General features: G+C 68.0%; 15 protein-coding genes and 1 pseudogene. 6 read left to right on the top strand and 10 right to left on the bottom strand.

Annotated features, from left to right (window positions below; all coding sequences use genetic code 11):
- Positions 1–130 precede the first annotated feature (130 nt).
- The gene (locus MEU52_RS08205) at positions 131–559 is read left to right on the top strand and encodes an Hsp20 family protein (protein WP_238120446.1); all 429 of its coding nucleotides are present in this window, start codon (positions 131–133) and stop codon (positions 557–559) included.
- A 95-nt stretch (positions 560–654) separates the two neighbouring features.
- Positions 655–885: a DUF1150 family protein gene (locus MEU52_RS08200; protein ID WP_238125012.1), complete on the top strand. Its 231-nt coding sequence runs from the start codon at positions 655–657 to the stop codon at positions 883–885.
- A gap of 321 nt (positions 886–1,206) precedes the next feature.
- On the opposite strand, the gene ptsN is transcribed toward MEU52_RS08200, so the two are convergent.
- Both ptsN and hpf read right to left on the bottom strand, forming a co-directional pair.
- Positions 1,207–1,671 (bottom strand): PTS IIA-like nitrogen regulatory protein PtsN, encoded by a 465-nt coding sequence (ptsN, locus tag MEU52_RS08195; protein WP_238120448.1) that lies wholly within the window; start codon positions 1,669–1,671, stop codon positions 1,207–1,209.
- Between the two features lie 71 nt (positions 1,672–1,742).
- Positions 1,743–2,324, bottom strand: a complete 582-nt coding sequence (hpf, locus tag MEU52_RS08190; protein WP_238120449.1) for a ribosome hibernation-promoting factor, HPF/YfiA family — start codon at positions 2,322–2,324, stop codon at positions 1,743–1,745.
- Positions 2,325–2,664: 340 nt separating this feature from the next.
- On the opposite strand from hpf, the gene ribA reads away from it, so the two are divergent.
- Together ribA and MEU52_RS08180 are read left to right on the top strand one after the other, a co-directional pair.
- Positions 2,665–3,774, top strand: a complete 1,110-nt coding sequence (gene ribA / locus MEU52_RS08185; RefSeq protein WP_238120450.1) for a GTP cyclohydrolase II RibA — start codon at positions 2,665–2,667, stop codon at positions 3,772–3,774.
- Positions 3,775–3,903: 129 nt separating this feature from the next.
- Positions 3,904–4,653, top strand: coding sequence for an SDR family oxidoreductase (locus MEU52_RS08180; protein ID WP_238120451.1), 750 nt, complete (start codon positions 3,904–3,906; stop codon positions 4,651–4,653).
- 34 nt (positions 4,654–4,687) lie between these two features.
- Here MEU52_RS08180 and MEU52_RS08175 read toward each other — a convergent pair whose 3' ends face one another.
- From MEU52_RS08175 to MEU52_RS08165, 3 genes are all read right to left on the bottom strand, one after another.
- Positions 4,688–6,748: an ATP-dependent helicase gene (locus MEU52_RS08175; RefSeq protein ID WP_238120452.1), complete on the bottom strand. Its 2,061-nt coding sequence runs from the start codon at positions 6,746–6,748 to the stop codon at positions 4,688–4,690.
- 165 nt (positions 6,749–6,913) lie between these two features.
- Positions 6,914–7,933, bottom strand: a complete 1,020-nt coding sequence (cydB, locus tag MEU52_RS08170) for a cytochrome d ubiquinol oxidase subunit II (protein WP_238120453.1) — start codon at positions 7,931–7,933, stop codon at positions 6,914–6,916.
- A gap of 5 nt (positions 7,934–7,938) precedes the next feature.
- The gene (locus MEU52_RS08165) at positions 7,939–9,348 is read right to left on the bottom strand and encodes a cytochrome ubiquinol oxidase subunit I (protein WP_238120454.1); all 1,410 of its coding nucleotides are present in this window, start codon (positions 9,346–9,348) and stop codon (positions 7,939–7,941) included.
- Positions 9,349–9,913: 565 nt separating this feature from the next.
- Here MEU52_RS08165 and clcA point away from each other — a divergent pair.
- Both clcA and MEU52_RS08155 read left to right on the top strand, forming a co-directional pair.
- Entirely contained in the window at positions 9,914–11,317 is a 1,404-nt protein-coding gene (clcA, locus tag MEU52_RS08160; RefSeq protein ID WP_238120455.1) for a H(+)/Cl(-) exchange transporter ClcA, read from the top strand.
- 52 nt (positions 11,318–11,369) lie between these two features.
- The gene (locus MEU52_RS08155; protein ID WP_238120456.1) at positions 11,370–11,936 is read left to right on the top strand and encodes a hypothetical protein; all 567 of its coding nucleotides are present in this window, start codon (positions 11,370–11,372) and stop codon (positions 11,934–11,936) included.
- A gap of 4 nt (positions 11,937–11,940) precedes the next feature.
- Here MEU52_RS08155 and MEU52_RS08150 read toward each other — a convergent pair.
- The 5 genes and pseudogenes from MEU52_RS08150 to MEU52_RS08130 all read right to left on the bottom strand — a co-directional run.
- A pseudogene (locus tag MEU52_RS08150) lies at positions 11,941–13,176 on the bottom strand (D-amino acid dehydrogenase); the annotation flags it as partial.
- Between the two features lie 10 nt (positions 13,177–13,186).
- A complete protein-coding gene (locus MEU52_RS08145; protein ID WP_238120458.1) occupies positions 13,187–13,966 on the bottom strand; it encodes an SDR family oxidoreductase in 780 nt (259 codons plus the stop codon).
- Between the two features lie 59 nt (positions 13,967–14,025).
- Complete coding sequence (locus MEU52_RS08140; RefSeq protein WP_238120459.1) at positions 14,026–14,967, bottom strand: dihydrodipicolinate synthase family protein; 942 nt, start codon at positions 14,965–14,967, stop codon at positions 14,026–14,028.
- Positions 14,968–15,004: 37 nt separating this feature from the next.
- Positions 15,005–16,294: a TRAP transporter large permease gene (locus tag MEU52_RS08135; RefSeq protein WP_238120460.1), complete on the bottom strand. Its 1,290-nt coding sequence runs from the start codon at positions 16,292–16,294 to the stop codon at positions 15,005–15,007.
- Positions 16,291–16,764 carry a TRAP transporter small permease gene (locus MEU52_RS08130; protein ID WP_238120461.1) on the bottom strand — a complete coding sequence of 158 codons (474 nt, stop codon included), beginning with the start codon at positions 16,762–16,764 and terminating at the stop codon, positions 16,291–16,293. Before MEU52_RS08130 ends, MEU52_RS08135 begins: the two co-directional genes overlap by 4 nt.
- Positions 16,765–16,773: the final 9 nt, after the last annotated feature.

The raw sequence follows: 16,773 nt of genomic DNA, 5'->3' as shown, positions 1-16,773 counted from the left end.
CGGGAGGGTGGGGGTCACCCCATATGGATCATGTCGAGGTGCCGCGAGGGCCTCGATGGGCGCGGCCGGATAGGTGCGCGCCCGGCAAAGCCAAGTCGTTTGACCAAGTCGCTTGATGAGGACTTGAGGCATGTCGCGAGTTTCTTCGTTGTCGAGTCCCTTTCTCCTGGGGTTCGACGAGGTCGAGCGGGTGCTCGACCGGGTGGCCAAGAGCGCCGACGGATATCCTCCCTACAATGTGGAGAGGATCGAAGCGGGCGCGGGAGCGCCGCTGCGCCTGCGGATCACGCTGGCGGTGGCGGGCTTCAGTGCGGAACAGCTGGAAATCACCCTGGAGGAGCGGGAGCTGACGATCCGTGGGCGTCAGATGGAGGAGGGGCTCAACCGCACCTTCCTGCATCGGGGCATCGCGGCGCGGCAGTTCCAGCGCACCTTCGTCCTTGCCGAGGGCATGAATGTTCTCGGCGCAGAGCTGCGCAACGGCCTGCTGGCGGTGGATCTCGTCCGCCCCGAGCCGGTCCGGGAGGCCAAGCGGATCGATATCGTCTCGCGGCCTTGAATGGGGCGGGCGATCGGCATGCCGGAGTGAGGAGCATAAAAATGACTGGATTTTCGGGACACGGGGGCGCCGCGGCAGCGTCGAACCTGGAGGGCATGACCCCTGAAGCCCTGGCAGGTCTGGGGGGTGGTGAGATCGCCTATGTGCGGAGCATTCAGTCCGAGCAGGTTCGGGCGCTGTTTCCACAGGCGCCGGAGCTGGCGCCGGGCATGACGCTGTTCACGCTGCATGCGGCCGACGGCACGCCCATCATGCTGACCGACAGCCGCGAGGCGGCGCTGGCCAATGCCATGGAACATGAGCTCGTTCCGGTGAGCGTCCACTGACGCCGTGAACGGCACCGCGACGGGGCGCAGAGCCCCGCGCGGACGGCGCGCAGCGCCAGGGCTTGAGACAAGCGGGCCTTGCGACAAGCGGGCAGCGAGCTGCGGGCGGTATGGCGCCGTTTGCGGTCAGAGCCTTAAGCGCCGAGCCTCACCGCTCCTGTGCCTGCTTGTCAGGACAGCCAGGCGTTCCTACCGGCAGGCGTTCCTACCGGCAGGCATTTTTGCCGACAGGCGTTCCTGCAGCATCGGACCAACACCAGCATCCCTGCCGCGACCCGACTGGTCGCTGGAGGGCTGTTCTGGTTGGGCTTCGCAAAGCGGTCAGGCGGCGTTGGAGGCGGATGTGGCGGTGAGCACCGCATACATCATGCTGCTGTCGCGCGTGGCGCGCAGCTTTTCCACAATATCCGGATCGCGCAGCATCCGCGCCACCCGGGCCAGCGCCTTGAGATGATCGGCGCCGGCGGCTTCGGGGGCCAGCAGCAGAAACACCAGATCCACCGGCTCGCCATCCAGCGATTCGAAATCGATGGGTTTTTCGAGGCGGGCAAACAGGCCGAACAGCTTGTTCAGATTGTCGAGCTTGCCGTGGGGAATGGCGATGCCGTTGCCGACACCGGTCGAGCCGAGACGCTCCCGTTGCAGGAGCGTCTCGAAGATTTCCCGCGGATCACGATCCACCAGCAGGCTAGCCTGCTGCGCCAGTTCCTGAAGAACCTGCTTCTTGCTGCTCGCCCGCAGCATGGGGAACACCGCATTCGGGGCGAGAAGGTCGGCAAGGGGCATAGATCGGGTCCCTGCGGCGTACGGCCCTGGCTTGAGAAAACGCGGACGCTAATCTCAAGCGGGGTCGAGGGTCAATGCACTTCCTCGGCGGCCGGGTCGATCCACCCGACATGGCCATCCGGCCGGCGGTATACCACACTGACGCGCCCATGGCCGCCATGGCGGAACACCACCACCGGCGCGCCGGTGATGTCGAGCTCCACCACCGCATCCGCCACCGACATGGAGCGCAGACGAGTCATCTGCTCTGCCACGACAGTCGGACTCCAGCCGTCGAACTCCGCCTCGGTCTCCGATTCGGGGAGGCCGCTGAGAATATAGCTCTGCGCGGCGAAGCTTTCATCCGTCGCTGTGGTTGCGTGGCGCGTCTTCTGCCGCTGCTTGTAGCGGCGCAGCCGCCGCTCGATCTTGTCGATGGCGGAATCCGCGCAGGCATTGGCATCCTGCGCCGATCCCTGCGCCTGCAGATTCACACCCGTATCAAGATGCAGCATGCAATCCGACCGATAGCCGGAACCTTCCCGGGACACGGTGACATGTCCGGACCATCCGCCGTCGAAGTATTTGGCGAGAACTTCGGAGACCCGATCCGTGAGCCGAGCCCGGAGGGCGTCGCCAACGTCGATGTTCTTTCCCGACACGCGTAGGGCCATGCGATTTGATCCCCTTTGAGCGGACCTTCTCGAGATGGGTCCGCTCTGTTTTGCAAACCGGCCGGCTTACAAGTGGTAGGAGTGGTTTGCCGGCGTGTCAACGGAGGGGAAGGACGCCGGTTCCCCGATGATGCGGGAATGCCTCCATCCTGGCATGTAAAGCGGCTTGCAAGGGCGATTGATCTGGGCTGTGTGAAGGCCGGCATATGGAAGGCCTGCACAGCCGGCGCATCGGCGGCGCGCCAGGCGCTCTTGTGTCGGCGCGCGGCCGTTGCCATGTCTAGGGCGAACAAGGTTTTAGCTCCTGCGCCGGGTGGCCGTGGAGGGATCAGAGAGCATCATGGTGTCTGTGGGTGCTGAATTCGGCCTGCTGGGAGGGGATGTCGCCGTCGAACGGGCGATCTCCGAGCTGCGTGCGGGCCGGCCCGTGTGCCTGACGGAGCCGCAGGCCGCGGTGGTGGTGATTGGCGCGGAGGCGCTCGATGCCCGCTTGGCCGAAGCCCTCGCCCGCGTGGGCCGCAGCGCGCGGCTGGTGCTGCCGGCGCCCCGGCTGGACAAGCTCGGCCATCCCGCCTCGCGCCCCGGCGCGGTGGCGCTGGCCGGGGTGGATGCCGGCGCAGTGGCCCGGCTGGCGCTGGATGTGCAATCGCGGCTGCCGGGCGACGCCGCCGTTGCGCCGGCGAATGGGCTGGACGGCTCCGCGCTTGACCTGCTCGGGCTGGCTCTGGTGTTGCCGGCGGCGGTGGTGGTGGACATTGATCCGGCCGCCGCGCCCGGCCTGCTGCGGGTGTCGCGGGAGGCGATCGCCAGCTATCGGGCGGCCCAGGTGGCCAGCCTGAAGATCGTCGGCCGCGCCCAGGTGCCGCTGGAAGGGGCCACCGACACGCAATTCGTGGTGTTTCGCGGTGGCGAGGGGCTGCGCGACCAGGTGGCCATCATCGTTGGCCGGCCGGACCTGTCCGCGCCGGTGCCGGTGCGGCTCCATTCCGCCTGCCTCACCGGCGATCTGTTCGGCTCGCTGAAGTGCGATTGCGGCGACCAGCTGCGCGACACGGTGCGCGCCATGGCGGAAGGGGCCGGGGGCATCCTGCTCTATCTGGACCAGGAAGGGCGGGGCAACGGCATTGCCAACAAGATGCGCGCCTACCACCTGCAGGCCCAGGGCTACGACACCTTCGACGCCGACGCGGCGCTCGGCTTCGGCCTCGACCAGCGGCGCTTCGATTTCGCCGCCGAGATGCTGCGCCAGCTCGGGGTGCGGGGGGTGCGGCTGATCACCAATAATCCACAGAAGATCGAAGCCCTGCGTGCCGCCGGGCTCGATGTGGTGGCCGATGAGCGGGTGTTCGGGCGCCCGACCGCGCAGAATGTGGGCTACCTCACGGCCAAGCGGGATCGCGCCGGCCATTTCATCGATGCCGAAGCCCTGGCGGCGCCTGCCACCAATTGAGCCCCGCCGGGCAGGTGACCGTGGGCTTGACTTCTCCCCGCCGTGGTCGCGCCATGGCGTTATCGCCACTGGCGATGACGGGCCCGCAACGACGGGTTCGTGGCGGTCAATGGTGGGGGAGGAGCCGCGATGACCAGAAGACAGATTGCCGTCGTCACCGGCGCGGGGTCGGGCATCGGCCAGGCGGTCGCCGTGGCGCTGGCGGGGGCCGGCTATGGCGTGGCCATCGCCGGACGACGGGCTGAGGCGTTGAGCGAGACCGCCGCCGCCATGAATTCCGATCACACCCTGGTGGTGCCCACCGATGTCACCCAGCCCGAGCAGGTGAAGGCGCTGTTTGAGGCCGTGCGCGACAAGTTCGGCCGGCTCGACCTGCTGTTCAACAATGCGGGCACAGGCGCGCCGGCGGTGCCCCTTGATGAATTGTGCTTCGGCCAGTGGAAGAGCGTGGTGGACACCAACCTCACCGGCCCGTTCCTGTGCACTCAGGAGGCGTTCCGGCTGATGAAGGCGCAAACCCCGCGGGGCGGGCGGATCATCAACAACGGATCCATCTCCGCCACCGCACCACGGCCCTTTTCGGCCCCCTACACCGCCACCAAGCACGCCATTACCGGCCTCACCAAGGCCACTTCGCTCGATGGCCGCGCCTATGACATCGCCTGCGGGCAGATCGACATCGGCAATGCGGACACCGACATGGCGGCGCGTATGAAGGCCGGCATTCTCCAGGCCGACGGCTCCACCAAGGTGGAACCGGTGATGGACGTGGCCCATGTGGCGAGCGCGGTGCTCTACATGGCCAGCCTGCCGCTGGACGCCAATGTGCAGTTCATGACGGTGATGGCCACCAAGATGCCCTTCATCGGCCGCGGCTGAACATGCCGCGGCCGACGAGGCCGCATCTTGCCTGCTAGCCCCACATGCCCTTGAGGCGGGCGCGCACGTCCACCATGGCGGGGCCCAGGGGCGCGCCGGGGCCGGTCGCCCCCGCCTTGGGCCAGCTTTCCGCCTCGAACAGGTTGAGGAGGGCGGGGGGAATGAAGCGGGTGCGGCTGGCATAGACGTGGCGGTCGCCGCGCGCGTGCTGGCCATGCACGAAGAAGCGCTGCGGCACCATCAGGTCCAGACTGTCCTTGGCCCTTGTCATGGCCACATAGAGCAGGCGGCGCTCCTCCTCGATCTCCGCGCTGGTGCCAGTGCCGAGATCGGACGGCATGCAGCCATCCACCACATTGAGGACGAATACGGATTTCCATTCCTGCCCTTTGGCGGAATGGATGGTGGACAAGATGAGGTAATCCTCGTCCTTCAAGGGCACGCCGGCTTCGCCGGAGGTGGCGTCGGGCGGATCGAGGCTCAATTCGGAGAGGAAGCGGGCGCGGCCGGGATAGCCGGCGGCGATGGCCTCCAGCTGCACTAGGTCGGCGCGGCGCATGTCCGCATCCTCATGGATGCGCTCCAGATGGGGCTCATACCAGCGCCGCACCCGGCCGAGTTCCGCCGGCCAATGGGGATCGGCCGCCCCCAGCCCCTGCATGAGGATGACGAAGGCGGCCCAATCGGCGCCGGAGCGGGGCGGCGCCGGCAGCTCCGCCAAGGTGGCGAGGGGCGTGGGGCTCGCGGCCATGGCGTCCAGCACCCGGGCGGCAGTGGCGGCACCGATGCCCGGCAGCAGCTGCAGCAGCCGGAAGCCGGCCACCTTGTCGCGCGGGTTCTGGGCAAACCGCAGCACCGCCAGAAGGTCTTTCACATGGGCGCTGTCCAGGAACTTCAGCCCACCGAACTTCACGAACGGGATGTTGCGCCGGGTCAGCTCCACTTCCAGGGTGCCGGAATGGTGGGCGGCACGGAACAGCACCGCCTGCTGCTTCAAGGCAATGCCGCCTTCCCGCCCGGCCAGCACCGCATCCGCCACGAAGCGGGCCTGATCGGCCTCGTCGCGCACGGTGACGAGGCGGGGGCGCCGCGGCGAAGGGCGGTCCGACCAGAGGTTTTTGGTGAAACGCTCGGAGGCCTCGGCGATTACCCCGTTGGCGGCGGCGAGGATGGGCTGGGTGGAGCGATAGTTGCGCTCCAGGGTCACCACCTCGGCCGGCGGGCTGAACTGGGCGGGAAAATCCAGGATGTTGCGCACGGTCGCGGCGCGGAAGGCGTAGATGGACTGGGCATCGTCCCCCACCACGGTGAGGCCGTGCCCGGAGGGCTTCAGCGCCAGCAGGATGGAGGCCTGGAGACGATTGGTGTCCTGATATTCGTCCACCATCACATGGTCGAAGCGCGCGCCCATATGGGCGGCGAGGCTCGGCTCACGGACCGCCTCGGCCCAGTAGAGCAGCAAATCGTCGTAATCGAGCACGTTCTGGCGCTGCTTGGCCTCCACATAGGCGCCGAACAGCCGCTTCAGCTCCTCCGCCCAGCCGGCGCACCAGGGAAAGTGCGCGCGCAGCACCTCTTCGATGGGGGCCTGGGCATTGAGGGTGCGGGAATAGATGGCGAGGCAGGTGCCCTTGGCCGGAAACCGTGCCTCGGTCTTGGAGAAACCCAGCTCGTGGCGGACCAGGTTCATCAGGTCCGCCGAATCCTCCCGGTCGTGGATGGTGAAATCCGGGGTGATGCCGAGTTCACCCGCATAGTCGCGCAGCAGCCGGGCGCCGATGGCGTGGAAGGTGCCGGTCCAGGCGAGGGCCTCGCCCATGGCATTGCCCGGGGTGCCGAGCACCCGGGCGCAGATGCCCTCCACCCGGCGCGTCAGTTCCTCCGCGGCGCGGCGGGAGAAGGTCATCAGCAGCATGCGGCCGGGATCGGCGCCGTTGAGGATGAGGTGGGCGACGCGATGGGCGAGGGTGTTGGTCTTGCCCGATCCGGCACCGGCGATGATGAGCAGCGGCCCGCCGACGGTGCCGGAACCGCCCGCGCCATGGGCGGCGGCGCGGCGCTGGTCGTCGTTCAGCGTGTCCAGATGCCCCGTCACCCGCGTCGTCCCCTGCTCGCATCCCGCAGCGGGGCGAATCGCCCCGATCGGAACAAATATCGAACAGGATGCCGGGGGCGGCAACCGCAGTGGGATGGGGGCAGATATGGGATGGGGCAGACATGGAAAGGCCCGCCACCGGGGCGGGCCTTTTGCGGCGTGGCGTCAGTGATAGCCCTCGCCCGGCTTCAGCCGGCCGCGGAAGGTCCAGTAGATGAAGCCGGTGTAGATGAGAATGATGGGCAGCAGGGGAATGGTGCCCAGCAGCACAAACAGCTGGCTTTCCGGAGCCGCCGCCGCTTCCCAGATGGTGACCGAGGCCGGCACCAGATAAGGGAAGACGGAGACCGCAAGGCCGAGGAAGCACAGAAGGAACAGCCCCACGGTGGAGAAGAAGGTCTGCGCCCCCCGGTTCGCCCGGATGCCGCGATAGGCGGAGAAGGCGACCAGAGCGGTGAGCACCGGCACCGCCAGCAGGTAATAGAATTGGGGCAGGCTGAACCAGCGATCGGCGATGCGCGGGATCACCAACGGCGTCCAGATGGACACGGCGGCGATGAAGGCCAGCAGCACGCCGAGCAATGGCAGCGCCCAGCCCTGGGCCTTCCGGGCGAGCGGCCCCTCGGTGCGCATCATCAGCCAGCCACAGCCGAGCAGCGCATAGCCGGCCACCATGCCGATGCCGCACATGATGGAGAAGGGATGGAGCCACGCCAGCGGCCCGCCGGCGAAGGCGCCGTTCTCCACCGGCAACTGGTAGACGACGGCGCCCAGCACCACCCCCTGGAAGAAGGCGGCGAGGGTGGAGCCGGCGGCAAACGCCACGTCCCACTTGCGGTGATCGGGCTTGGAGACAAAGCGGAACTCGAAGGCGACGCCGCGGAACACCAGCGACAGCAGCATGAAGATGATCGGCAGATAGACGCCGGGCATGATCACCGCATAGGCCTTGGGGAACGCCACCCACAGGCCGCCGCCGCCGAGGATGAGCCAGGTCTCGTTGCCATCCCAGAAGGGGGCTACCGAGTTCATCATCTGATCCCGCTCCCCCTCGTCCTTGGTGTGGGGGAACAGGATGCCCATGCCGAGGTCGAAACCGTCGAGCAGGACATAGAGCACGATGGCCGTGCCGATGAGGAGCGCCCAGATCAGGGGCAGATAGTAAGTGAACCAGAGGCTGTCCACGGTGCTCACTCCCCTGCCTGAATGGCCTTGCGGCCGGCATCCTGGGCGGCCGAGAGCGGCCGCAGGGCGGTGGCGTCGTCGCTGCCGTCACCCTCGGGCACGGGCCCGATCTTCAGCAGGCGGCTGATGTAGTAGCCGCCTGCGGTGAAGACGATGCCGTAGACCAGGATGAACAGCAGCAGGCTGGTGAGCACCGCATGGCCGGTCACCGGCGACATGGCGTCCTCGGTGCGCAGGAGGCCGGTGGCGACCCAGGGCTGGCGGCCCACTTCGGTGGTGTACCAGCCGGCCAGCACGGCGATGAAGCCCAGCGGCCACAGATAGCTGGCGATGCGCAGGAACAGCCCGCGCTGGAACAGCCGGCCGCGCAGCCACAGCACGGCGCCGGTGAGGATGGTCAGCATCATGATGCCCCACATGGCGATCATGATGCGGAAGGTGAAGAAGGGAATGGCCACCGGCGGCCGGTCCTGGGGCGGGAATTCCTTCAGGCCCTTGATGGTGCCGTCGAGGGTGTGGGTGAGGATAAGGCTGCCCACATAGGGGATGGCGATCTGGAAGTCGTTGCGCTCCTGCGCCTCGTTGGGCCAGGCGAACACCACCCAGGGGATCGGCCCCTTGGTGTCGTCGGGGCCGCCCCAATGGGCTTCCATGGCCGCCACCTTCACCGGCTGGTGCTCCAGCGTGTTGAGGCCGGAGGCATCGCCCAGGAAGCCCTGCAGCGGCACCAGCACGATGAGCAGGCCCAGGCCCATGCGGATCATGATCCGGGCCTCCTCCACCACCTTGTCCTGCAGCAGCCAGCGGGCGCCCACCGCGAACACCACGAAGGCAGTGGTGATGTAGGCGGCCACCACCATATGGCCGAGCCGTGTGGGGAAGGTGGGGTTGAAGATGATCTTCAGCCAATCCACCGGGAAGGCGATGCCGTTGCGCACCTCATGCCCGGCGGGCATCTGCATCCAGCTGTTGGCGGAGAGAATCCAGAAGGCCGACAAGGTGGTGCCCACCGCCACCGCCAGGCAGGCGAGGAAGTGCAGCCATGGCGGCACCTTGTTCCAGCCGAACAGCATCAGGCCGAGGAAGGTGGCTTCCAGGAAGAAGGCGGTAAGCACCTCATAGCCGATGAGGGGCGCCACCACATTGCCCACCACTTCCGAATAGCGGCTCCAATTGGTGCCGAACTCGTAGGACATGACGATGCCCGACACCACGCCCATGGCGAAGGAGACGGCGAACACCTTGGTCCAGAAGCGGGCGATGAGGTGGAACCGGTCATTGCCGGTGGCCAGCCAGATGCCTTCGAGGGTGGTGATCCAGGCCGCGAGGCCAATGGTGAAGGAGGGAAAGATGATGTGAAAGGAAACCGTGAACGCAAACTGGAGACGCGAAAGTAAGATCGGGTCCAGTTCCATGCCCCACCCCCGATGGCTGTCGGCCCCGCAAGGCCCTGCCGATGCTGAAAACCTGTCCTTGCCCGCTCCGTGCCACGCGCTGCGGTGCCCTTCGGCGGTCCGCGTGGCCTGCCACGGCCTCCGCCCGTCTGGCCGCAGGGCCGGGCGGAATGGGGTCCAGATCGCCGTGGCCCCGCCGGGTCCGGTCCGTCGCAACCGGCGGGCTGGCCGGCGCGCAGGAGACGCGCCGCAGTCGACCCGCTGCGATGCTCTAACTCTCGACGCCGGCAATCAAACTCACGTTCTTTGGTATCGTTTCATCTTCGCGCCCGTTGATCAAGGGAGGGGAAGTCGCAGGTCCCCACACCGGGGCGGCACTCGACCGTCGATTGGTCTCTTCGGGACGCCTGCCGACAGGGTTGCGGTCGGGGGCGGCGCGCGCCACCGTCGGGCGGAGGCCGGCGTCATCACAGGTGGAAGCATTGCCACTATGGCGTTTGCGCGCTTGCGATGGCGGGATGTGAGTCGTTAGATCACGTGAGGACGGCAACGCCGCGGCCGCCGCGGCAGGGGACCTGCATTGAGTATGGCTGGTGAAGCCGGCACGCGCCGGACACGCGACATTTCCTACTATGTCTTTGCGATCATCGTCGGCGGCATCACCGGTCTGGTGGGCACAGCCTTCCACCTGGGCGTCAACGCCATGCTGCAGTGGCCGCAGGTGCTGCGGCGCATGGCGGCGGAGTGGTGGCCGGATCTGCCGGAATATGGGTTCCTGCTGATCTGCGGCCTGTTCGCCGCGGTTCTCGTGCTGGTCGCCACCTGGATGGTGCGCACCTTCGCGCCCGAAGCCGGAGGTTCCGGCGTGCAGGAGGTGGAAGGCGCCATGGAGGGGCTGCGCGAGGTGCGCTGGGCCCGGGTGCTGCCGGTCAAGTTCGTGGGTGGCCTCATGTCCCTGGGCTCTGGGCTGGTGGTGGGGCGCGAGGGGCCGACCATCCACATGGGCGCCTCCATCGCGCGCGCCGCGTCCGGCTGGTTCGCGCTCGAAACACGGGATGCGCGCGGCCTGCTCGCCTCCGGCGCCGCCGCCGGCCTCGCCGCCGCCTTCAATGCGCCGCTGGCCGCGATCCTGTTCGTCATCGAGGAAACCCGGCGCCAGTTTCCCTACGGCTTCAAGACTTATTCCGCCGTTATTCTCGCCGCGGTGGCGAGCGGGGTGGTCACCTCGCTGATCACTGGCACCCGCCCGTTCATGGAAGTCACCGTGCCGGAGACGCCGCTGCTCTATCTGCCGGCGTTCGCGGTGCTTGGCATCGTGCTCGGCTTCGTCGGCGTGCTGTTCAATCGCAGCCTGGTCTGGTCCATGGACGTGGGGCTGAGCATCGGCAAGGGCTCGTCTTTCTATGTCGTGCCGGCGCTGGTGGGCTTCGCGGTGGGCATTCTCGCCACCGTGCAGCCCGAGGCCACCCAGGGGGGCGAGATGCTGGCGGTAACGCTGATCGAGAACCGCCTGCCGCTGCTGGTGCTGGCCGGGTTGGTGGTGATCCGCTTCGTGATGACCATGGCCAGCTATTCCACCGGCGCGCCGGGCGGCATCTTTGCGCCCATCCTCGCGCTCGCCACGGCGACCGGCATGCTCTATGGCACGGCGCTGGAGACCCTGCTGCCGGGGGTGCCCGCCGGGGTGGCGGCGGCGCTCGCCGTGGCCGCCATGGGCGGCCTGTTCTCATCCACCGTGCGGGCGCCGCTGGTGGGGGTGGTGCTGGTGCTGGAGCTCACGGGGGCCTACACCCTGCTGGTGCCGGCCATCCTGACCTGCGTGTTCGCCAACATCATCGCCGAATGGCTGGGCGGCAAGCCGATCTACGAGGTGCTGCTCGATCGGACCCTGCGCCTGTCGGGGCAGCGGCCGCCGGCGGCGCGCGGCAAGGCGGCCGATGGATCGGAGCAGATCGGCGGCTGGGACGAGACCATTCGCCGGCCTGAATGACGCAATCGCGGCGCCGCGACGGGGAACGACGCGGCGGAAACGGGGGGAGATCATGGTGAACAGCGGTGACGTGCTCGGGGGTATCGAAGGCATCGGCGGCCCGTCGGCCCCACCACCGCAGCGCCATTTCTGGCTGCACGAAGCCCCCTATCTGGTGATCCTGGTGCTGACCCTGTGCGGGGCGGCCTACACCACGGTCACGCGCACGCCCATCGTGTATTTCTGGGAAGCCATCGCGGTGTTCAGCTGTGCAGCGAGCATCTTCGAGGGCTGGCGCCATACCTCCGAGCGGGGGGGGCGCTGGCGTCTGGTGTGGACCCAGGTGCTGCACTGGGGGGCCTTCCTCGGCGCCATGAACCTGGTGTTCCTGCCCAGCGTGCAGGCGGTGGCGAATGCGGATTCCACCAGCCTCATCGTGCTGCTGCTGCTGGCGCTGGGCACTTTCGTCGCCGGTGTCCATGCCGCCTCCTGGCGCATGGGCCTCAACGGGGTGGTGATGGGGCTGGCGGTGCCGGTGGTGGCGTTCCTGGACCAGTCGGCGCTGTTGCTGTCGCTGGGCGCCCTGGGGGCGCTGGTGATCGTCGCCGTGGTGCTGGTGTGGATGCGCTCGCGGGGCTGACGGCTCAGGCCGCCGGCACCGACGGCGCGCGGCCAGCCACCAGGTCGGCGAGCACCCGGCCGGTGCCGCAGGCCTGGGTCCAGCCGTTGGAGCCGTGCCCCACATTGAGGAACAGATTGTCGAAGCGCGTGGCCCCCACCCGCGAGGGGCCGTCCGGCATCATCGGCCGGAAGCCGTGCCAGAAGCGGGCCTGCCCATAGTCGGCGGCGCCGGGAAACAGCGCCGCCACGCGGGCGCGCAGCCCGTCCAGAACCGCCGGCGGCATCCGCCGGTCGAAGCCCGCCAGCTCCGCCACCCCCGCCGCGCGCAGGCGCCCGCCGAGACGGGAGATCATCACCTTGGAATGCTCGTCCATCACCGAGAAGCGCGGCGCGGCCTCCAGGTCGGCGATGGGCACGGTGAGCGAATAGCCCTTCACCGGATAGATCGGCACGCGGATTCCCAAAGGTCGCAGCAACGCGGGCGCGAACGGTCCGGTGGCGACGACCACCGCATCGGCGGCGATGGGTCCGGTCGCGGTCGCCACCCCGGCGGCGCGGCCGCCGGCGACGAGGATGCGTTCTACCGATGTGCCAAAGCGGAAGTCGCAGCCCCGCTCTTGCGCGAGCCGCGTCAGTTCCTGGCAGAACAGGTGGCAGTCCCCCACCTCGTCGGTGGGCAGCTGGAGCGCGCCGCTCAACGCCACTCCGGAGGCGGCAAGCCCCGGCTCGATGGTCAGCGCGTCCGCCGGGGCCAGCAGCCGGTGGGCGACGCCGAGCTCGCGCAGGACCTTTGCCGAGCGGACGCCGCCTTCCATCTCCTCGGGGGTGCAGAAGATCTGTAGTACGCCGCCGCTGGCGTGGTCGTAGCGGATGCCGGTTTCCGCCCGCAGCGCCACCAGCTCGGCTTTGCTGAAATGGGCCATGCGCTGCATGCGCGCCTTGTTGCGGGCAAAGCGCGGGGCCGTGCAATTGGCCAGGAAGGCGGCGAGCCAGCGCCATTGGTCCAGGTCGGCCCGGGGCCGCCACTTCAACGGCGGATTGGGGCTCGCCAGCCACTTCAGCACCTTCAGTGGCATTCCGGGCGCGGCCCAGGGGCCGGCGAAGCCGGGGCAGACCCCACCGGCATTGCCATAGCTGGTCTCCAGGCCGGGCCCCTCGCGGGCCTCCAGCACCGTGACCTGGTGGCCATCCTTGTTGAGGTACCAGGCGCTCGTGACGCCCACCACGCCGGCGCCGATCACCACCACATGCATGGGCCCGTCCTCCGCCTCAGAACGTGCCGGGGTAGGAGCCGCCGTCGATCATCAATGATTGGCCGGTGATGAAGCCGGCATGGGCGCTGCACAGGAAGCAGAAGGCGGCGCCGATTTCCTCGGGACGACCATAGCGGCCGGCGGGATTCTCCGCCGCCCGTGCCGCCCAGATCTCCTTGAACCGCTGGGGATCGTGCTGGGCGAGCACGTCCACATGCTCGCGCTGCGCCTCGCTGGCGATGATGCCCGGCAGCAGCGTGTTGATGGTCACATTGTGCCGCACGGTCTGGCGGCCGAGGCCGGCGAGGAAGCCGACGAGGCCCGAGCGGGCACCATTGGACAGGCCCAGCTCCGGCTGCGGGCATTTCACGGTCCGGGCGGCGATGGCGACGATGCGGCCGAAGCCACGGGCCATCATGCCGTCCACCACCGCGCGGGTGAGCAGGATGGGAGGCAGCATCATCAAGTCCACCGCGGCGATCCAGTCCTCGCGGCTCCACTGGCGGAAGTCGCCCGGCTTCATGCCGCCGGCGTTGGCGAGCAGGATGTCGGGAGCGGGGCAGGCGGCCAGCGCCGCCGCCCGGCCCGCCTCGGTGGAGATGTCGGCGGCCACCGTGGTCACCCGCACGCCGCTGACGGCGCGGATGGCCGCCGCCGTCTCCTCCAGCGGGCCGCTGCCCCGGGCCACAAGGGTGAGGTCCACGCCTTCGCGCGCCAATGCTTCGGCGCAGGCCCGGCCCATGCCCCGGCTGGCGCCGGTGAGAAGGGCCGTCCGGCCCTGCAGGCCCATGTCCATGGCTCACTCTCCCTCGTGGTGGTGGCTCGGCAGCGGTCCGGCGCGGACCGCCGGCGCGCTCAGGCGGCGTCGAGCATCGCGGTATTGATGCGCAGGCCGTACTTCTCGGCGAGGCCGAGCTGGGCGAAGGCGTCGAGGCCGGCCTGCAGGATGGCACCGCTGGCCGGCTGCAGGGGCTTGCGCAGGGGGCCGGACGGCAGGCCCACCACGTTCATCAGCGTCTTCATGGTGACCGGGTTGACCGCCATGTAGGAGAAGTGAAGCATGGCGAGGTTTTCGAGATAGGCGGCGCGGCAGGCGAAGGCATCCTCGCCGCTGGTCCAGGGGGTCGAGATCACCGCCATCTCGCGGGGGATGATGTTGCCGGTCATGTTGGCGGTGCCGTGCCCGCCCAACGCCATGGTGGGGATGACGAGGCCGAGGTTCGGCGAGCAGCAGCACATGATGGACATGTCGGGCTTGGCGGCGCAGACCTGCGCCACCTGGCCGACCCGGGTGGTGGATTCCTTCAGCACCACCATGTTCGGATGCTCGGCGAGCTTGAGCAGCTCGGTCCAGTGCAGGTCGGTCTTCACCCGCGGCGGGTTGTTGTAGAAGCCCATGGCCAGATCGGTACTGTCGAGCACTTCAAAGGCATAGTCGGTGATGGCCGCGTTGTCGGCGCAGATGTAGGCCGGGGCCGCGACAATGGCACCGTCGCCGCCTTCCGCTTTCACGTAGCGGGCATAGTCGATGGTGGTGGCAGTATTGTTGCCGGTGACGCCGTAATACATCTGGATGTTGCCGTGGCGCATCGTGGCGGTCTTGGAGATGATCGCCTTGCGCTCCTCGGCGGAGAGCATGGACACCTCGCCGGTGGAGCCCATGATGAGCACGGCGCTGGTGCCGTTCTCGGCATGCCAGTCAAGCAGGGTCTGGAAGCCTTCGAAGTCGATGCTGCCATCGGCATTCATCGGGGTGACGAGGGCAACGAAGGAACCGGTGGGCTTGGTGTGAGCCATGTGTGTCTCCCTAGGGGCGGGGATGGATGGGGCGGGGTCAGAACAGTTCCGGCGCCGCCAGCTTGGGCAGTCCCAGCACGATGTCCGGGAACAGGATCGACAGGATCGCCACCAGCACGGTGAGGGCGCAAATGGGCGCGGCCGCCCACATGGCCCGGCCCAGCGAGACCCCGCCGATCTGCGAGGCGATGAGCAGGCAGATGCCGTAGGGTGGGGTGATGAGGCCCACCGACAGGATGATGGTGCTGAGCACCCCCATATGGACCGGGTTCATGCCGGCGGTGTTGCCCAGGGCCTGGATGATGGGCAGGAAGATGAGGGTTGCCGAGATCGGGTTCAGCACCATGCCCACCAGCAGCAGGAACACGATCAGCAGGATCATGATCATGAAGCCGTTGGAGGTGACGCCGAGGATGAAGTCGACCACCAGCTGCGCCGCGCCCAGATAAGCGATGAGCCAGCCGAAGATGCCGGCGCCCGCCACGGTGAACATGGGGATGGCGAAATCGATCACGCCATCGGCGAACAGCTTCGGCACGGTGCGCAGCGGAATGTCGCGATAGATGACGAGCGACAGGAACAGGGCCCACAGCACCGCGCCGATGGCCCCCTCGGTGGGCGTGAAATAGCCGCCGACGATGCCGCCCAGCACGATCACCGGGATCATCAGCGGGGCGAACCCGCGGACCCCCACGCGCCCCAGCATCTTGAGGCCCGGGAACGGGTTGGCCGGATAATTGTGCCGCACCGCCAGGACATAGGTATAGGCCATCATGAACAGGCCGATGAGGATGCCGGGCACCACGCCGCCCAAGAACAGGGCGCCGATGGAGACGTTGCCGAACGCCCCGTAGACGATGAGGATGATGGACGGCGGGATGATCACGCCCAGGGTGGACGAGGCGGCGGTGAGGGCCACCGCGAAGGCGGGATCATAGCCGGCCTTCTTCATGGCCGGGATCAGGATCGAGCCGACGCTGGCCGTATCCGCCGCCGCTGAGCCGGACAGGCTGGCGAACACCATGGAGACGAACACGTTCACATGGCCGAGGCCGCCGCGCACATGGCCCACCGTGGCATCGGCGACCTCCAGCAGGCGGGTGGTGATGGAGCCGGCATTGAGGATGCGGCCGAGCAGCATGAAGAACGGCACGGCGAGCAGCGTGAAGCTGTCGATGCCCGCATACATCTGGTTGACCACGGAGGTCAGCGGCAGATCTTCCTTCAGTAGCACGATGACGGACGAGATGATCAGCGAAAAGCCGATGTTCACCCGTAGCGCGATGAGCACGAAGAAGGACAGCAGCAGCAGGACGAGGGAGTTCATCGCGCGCCTCCGAGCGCCTTGCGGCTCGCCATCATCTCCACCAGGAACAGCAGCATGAGCACGCCGGAGATCGGCATGGGGATGAAGGTCCAGAAGTGGGAGAGGTTGAGGGATTGGATGCTGCCGGTGGAGCGCAGCATGGCCAGGGTCCAGCCCTGAATGACCAGCAGATAGACGATGATCAGCCCGGCGACGATGCTGATCCAGTCCAGCGCCTGGTTGAGCCAGGCATGGTGCTGCGGCAGCAGGTCGACCGTATAGTGGGCGCCCTTGCGCAGGCCCACGGCGGCGCCGATGAAGATGAGCCAGGTGAAGAGGAGCTGGGCCAGGTCGCCGGTCCAGATCATGGGTTCGTGGAGCAGATTGCGCGCGAGCACCTGGAGCGCGACCGTGGCGATGAGCACGGCGAAGGCGGCGGCCATCGCCGCCTCCACCAGCCGCACCACGCCGTCGCAGAAACGGCTGAGCATGGCAGTTTC

The sequence above is a fragment of the Xanthobacter sp. NM-25 genome, assembly GCF_022138605.1.
GTDB lineage: Bacteria > Pseudomonadota > Alphaproteobacteria > Rhizobiales > Xanthobacteraceae > Xanthobacter.
The sequence above is the reverse complement of the archived record's forward strand: the minus strand, read 5'-3'. Positions and strand labels throughout refer to the sequence as shown.

What these genes read in the sequence shown, in the direction of transcription:
- MEU52_RS08205 (WP_238120446.1), top strand. Translation starts at nt 131, where the DNA reads ATGTCGCGAGTTTCTTCGTTGTCGAGTCCCTTTCTCCTGGGGTTCGAC.
- MEU52_RS08200 (WP_238125012.1), top strand. Translation starts at nt 655, where the DNA reads ATGACCCCTGAAGCCCTGGCAGGTCTGGGGGGTGGTGAGATCGCCTAT.
- ptsN (WP_238120448.1), bottom strand. Translation starts at nt 1,671, where the DNA reads ATGCCCCTTGCCGACCTTCTCGCCCCGAATGCGGTGTTCCCCATGCTG.
- hpf (WP_238120449.1), bottom strand. Translation starts at nt 2,324, where the DNA reads ATGGCCCTACGCGTGTCGGGAAAGAACATCGACGTTGGCGACGCCCTC.
- ribA (WP_238120450.1), top strand. Translation starts at nt 2,665, where the DNA reads ATGGTGTCTGTGGGTGCTGAATTCGGCCTGCTGGGAGGGGATGTCGCC.
- MEU52_RS08180 (WP_238120451.1), top strand. Translation starts at nt 3,904, where the DNA reads ATGACCAGAAGACAGATTGCCGTCGTCACCGGCGCGGGGTCGGGCATC.
- MEU52_RS08165 (WP_238120454.1), bottom strand. Translation starts at nt 9,348, where the DNA reads ATGGAACTGGACCCGATCTTACTTTCGCGTCTCCAGTTTGCGTTCACG.
- clcA (WP_238120455.1), top strand. Translation starts at nt 9,914, where the DNA reads ATGGCTGGTGAAGCCGGCACGCGCCGGACACGCGACATTTCCTACTAT.
- MEU52_RS08155 (WP_238120456.1), top strand. Translation starts at nt 11,370, where the DNA reads ATGGTGAACAGCGGTGACGTGCTCGGGGGTATCGAAGGCATCGGCGGC.
- MEU52_RS08145 (WP_238120458.1), bottom strand. Translation starts at nt 13,966, where the DNA reads ATGGACATGGGCCTGCAGGGCCGGACGGCCCTTCTCACCGGCGCCAGC.
- MEU52_RS08140 (WP_238120459.1), bottom strand. Translation starts at nt 14,967, where the DNA reads ATGGCTCACACCAAGCCCACCGGTTCCTTCGTTGCCCTCGTCACCCCG.
- MEU52_RS08135 (WP_238120460.1), bottom strand. Translation starts at nt 16,294, where the DNA reads ATGAACTCCCTCGTCCTGCTGCTGCTGTCCTTCTTCGTGCTCATCGCG.
- MEU52_RS08130 (WP_238120461.1), bottom strand. Translation starts at nt 16,764, where the DNA reads ATGCTCAGCCGTTTCTGCGACGGCGTGGTGCGGCTGGTGGAGGCGGCG.